The sequence below is a fragment of the Rummeliibacillus sp. POC4 genome (assembly GCF_003576525.1).
Taxonomy (GTDB): Bacteria; Bacillota; Bacilli; order Bacillales_A; family Planococcaceae; genus Rummeliibacillus.
On the sequence record NZ_QWUA01000122.1, the window covers coordinates 1 to 3469 of the forward strand.

The window sequence follows — 3469 nt, forward strand, 5'->3', positions numbered from 1 at the left end:
TGGAATCGTTATTTTGAAGAAGTTAGTAAAGTTGATTTTTTCAACAATTATGGCATACATAAAGACAAGATAGAAGTTATTAAAAACGTAAATTGTATAAAAAAGTGCGCTTTTCTTTCATAGGTGTGCTCCCTTTCCATTTAAGAGTAGAGGTGTATTGATGAACAAAGCTAAAGAAACTCCCGCAGCAAGAAAAGAAAGATTAAGACAAGAAGAATTAAAAAGAAACCCAGCAGGAAGTATTCATGGTGGAGGACTTCACGATTTAATCGGGGATTTAGGATGGAAAGGAACAGGAATTCTTATTATAGTAATAATAGTTGGTATTATTATATATTTAGGTTTTTTCAATTAAATCTGCTAAAAGGCAAACATTTGGTATTTAACAATATACAGCAATGAATGAAATGCTTCTTTGAGGATTTAACATTTTGAAGCTTAACAAAACTCGGATAAGAGTGGAAGTTGATAACCAAAAGGCAATTAAAAAAATGGGATATGTTGAAGAAGTTATTTTTAGACATGATTATTTCACAAATGGTAAATTTGTAGACCGTTTAAGAATGAGTATTCTAAACAATGAGTTTTTAAAATAAGTGGAGCATCTGCTATGCTAAATTTGGTTCATGGTCTAATTATTACTGTAAATAAAGAATTTGTTGAGTAAATATATAACTTATAATACGGTCAAAGCCCTGTCATCCGAAATGATGTTAGGGCATTTTTTATCATAAGAAAGAGCGAGAGAGTTATAGTTTATTTTTTATTTGTTTTAATAAAATAATTATGTAGATTAAAGCAAAAACTATAAAAATATAATATCCAATATTAAGCAATCCACCAATTAGCCATAATGGAGAATCAATTTTACTCATTATATCACCTCATTCTTTTCTTTCTGAAGTCTTTGGCCCAATTATTACTTTGTAAAATAATATAACAAAAATAGGGGTTGAGGTAAATAATGTTAATTTAGAATATGCTATAAATATCTTTAGTAATGTTCGAAAAATGTTATGAATAGCAGAAATTTATTAAAGGTAAAACCTACTTTTTATCGAAATTTAGTAATTTATAAGGCAAGTTTCTTCAATTTAGATAATGTTGGTTATAAATATATCATGATCAAAATTAATTATTGTAAATGAAAAAAGCTAAGGTGGGAATCGTATTTTGAAAATAGAGGAAGTAAGGGAAAATATTGTGAAATTAAATGAAAATGAAGCAAAAAGTCTTCTTATGATTATCTATACAGTTATTGACGCAGCAATATATGGAAATGATATGGAAGGAAAATATAAAGAAATATTATTAGAACTGATTAATATTTATGGAAATCTTCCTAGAAAATAAACTAAGTACTCAAAAATTAAGAGTTCGCCGAAAAGAGATGTCTTAATCTTTATGAAAAAATTATGTTTTGCTTAATAATGTATGAAGCAAAATCCAAGTGGTAACAATAAGGATAATGCGGCAAAGACTTTCAAATATTTGGAGGCGACTTGAATGAAAATGACAGAACAAGCATCTGAATTCTTCAAAAAAGAAATGGAGGAAAATAACTATGACACGATACGTTTTTATAATTTAGCGGGGTGTTGTCATCCAACATTGACAGCCGAATTTGAACCAGCTGAGCCTGGTGATAAAATTGAAATTGTTGAAGGTATCCAGATAGCTATTGAACAAGCAGTGGTTGATGACTTAAAAGATGTTACGATAGGTATTGACCAATCCAAAGATGAGGTAGAACTCATTTTAGACGGTTACATTATTCCAGAAGCATGTAATTGTGAAGAACATGAACATTAAATAATAATATAGCTAAAGTGAATCTGGAAAGGGGAGAAAAAATACATACTTCAAGTCTTTAATAAAGATATAGCATCAATCACTTTTTCCCCCATTTTCAAATTGTTTAATTCCTTTACCTAAATAGCTTCCATTCAATGGATTAAAGTAAATTTCCATATATTCACCAGATTTTGTATAGCCTTCAATACTAAAAATTGGCATCTGTTCATCGTTTCGTTGAATCTTAAAATGGTAGTTTTCTTTGGCGGAATTTTTTGCTTTAATTGGTTTGAGATTGTATTTTTGTATTGCCTTTTGAATAAATGTATCACTGTCAATACTAATATCTATATTCTTAATTGGTTTATCATCAGATGGATCTAAAAATTTATATTCTTTAAGTTTTCCATTTACAATGGTGACACTCATACGATAATTTGCATGAGGTAAGCTAACCATGCTATTCCAATTTGGTTTTTTACCATCTTTTCCAGTTCCTTTTTTATCCGCCACACTATTAATATTTAATAGTTCTGGATTAGGATCATATTGTTTTGCTATTTCTATAGAAATTAAAATTGCTTCTCGTAATGTAATTTCTCTATCTGGTATTTCCTTCGAAGAATCTACAGTGAATTCACTCATTGGTTCAATCTTTTCTTGAAAAACAGCAGCTTTTTCAACGTATTGAAATTTTTCTATATTGACAGAGTACCAAAAGCAAAATACGAAGATTACAAAAAATATAAATCGTAATAATTTCATGGATATATACCATCCTATTCAGAATATATAGTAAAAATTCTGTTGTCATATCATATTCATCATGGACAGTTTTTAGAAAGATTATTATAAAAAAAGAATATTCTTCGTATAAATTACGAGAGAAAGAATATATAAGAAGGTATCACAAAAAAGAAAGTTTTGTGTTTGAGAGGTGAAAAGCAAAGCATGTTAAAGAAAACTGTTATATTAAGCATAATGTTACTATGGATATCTAGTTCCTTAACTATGGCCTCTAACAATCGATTAAATGAATTAGAAATTCAAATGATTCCATACTTAAAAGTACTTAGTCAACTTAGTGAAGAATTAGGTGTGACTCATTATGTGGCTGAAGAAAATAAGGAAAGGTTTTACGATAGTGTGAAAAGTATGACACCAAGAGAATTTGCAATAACGATGAGGGAACAGTATAAAGTTGCAGAACAATCTACTGTTCAATCAGAAAAGTTCAGTGGAGAAGATGCTCGAAGTGGATTCGGACCAAATCCGTTACCAAACTCTAATGGAAAGATTGAAACGATACCTCTTGATTAAAATCAAGAATCGTGTATTTATAGAAGGAAAACAAGTTAATATTTCTCAAAAAAGGGGGTGACCATTAATAATTTGGCAGCCCCTGTCTTATTTTAATTATTGTTTTGTTTGAATAAAAATCTTAGTATCTTTATTTCCTCTCAAGCTATAATTCCTCCAAAACTTCGATTTATGAAAACTATTTCTTTGAATGTTACACTAATCTGCTCATATTTCTAAAATGAAGAAAATATCCTCTCAACTATTATCTAAATCCTGTAAATGTAATCCTTTATAAATGCCATCAAGGCTTTACCTATTTGTATGTATTTAAAGTATTTTTAAGATTGCATCTAGTTTCAACAACAAGATATAT

General features: G+C 28.9%; 6 protein-coding genes. 5 read left to right on the top strand and 1 reads right to left on the bottom strand.

Annotation, left to right across the window (positions count from 1 at the left end; translation table 11 throughout):
* Positions 1-160: 160 nt before the first annotated feature.
* The 4 genes from D1606_RS18030 to D1606_RS18045 all read left to right on the top strand — a co-directional run bounded on the left by D1606_RS18030 (position 161) and on the right by D1606_RS18045 (position 1812).
* Complete coding sequence (locus D1606_RS18030; RefSeq protein ID WP_119417397.1) at positions 161-355, top strand: DUF6366 family protein; 195 nt, start codon at positions 161-163, stop codon at positions 353-355.
* A 76-nt stretch (positions 356-431) separates the two neighbouring features.
* Positions 432-596, top strand: coding sequence for a GNAT family N-acetyltransferase (locus D1606_RS18035; RefSeq protein ID WP_119417398.1), 165 nt, complete (start codon positions 432-434; stop codon positions 594-596).
* 577 nt (positions 597-1173) lie between these two features.
* A complete protein-coding gene (locus D1606_RS18040) occupies positions 1174-1353 on the top strand; it encodes a hypothetical protein (RefSeq protein ID WP_119417399.1) in 180 nt (59 codons plus the stop codon).
* Positions 1354-1506: 153 nt separating this feature from the next.
* Positions 1507-1812, top strand: a complete 306-nt coding sequence (locus D1606_RS18045) for a hypothetical protein (RefSeq protein ID WP_119417400.1) — start codon at positions 1507-1509, stop codon at positions 1810-1812.
* Between the two features lie 75 nt (positions 1813-1887).
* Here D1606_RS18045 and D1606_RS18050 read toward each other — a convergent pair whose 3' ends face one another.
* A complete protein-coding gene (locus D1606_RS18050) occupies positions 1888-2559 on the bottom strand; it encodes a hypothetical protein (protein WP_119417401.1) in 672 nt (223 codons plus the stop codon).
* 186 nt (positions 2560-2745) lie between these two features.
* Here D1606_RS18050 and D1606_RS18055 point away from each other — a divergent pair, with 186 nt between their 5' ends.
* Complete coding sequence (locus D1606_RS18055) at positions 2746-3114, top strand: hypothetical protein (RefSeq protein ID WP_119417402.1); 369 nt, start codon at positions 2746-2748, stop codon at positions 3112-3114.
* Positions 3115-3469 lie beyond the last annotated feature (355 nt).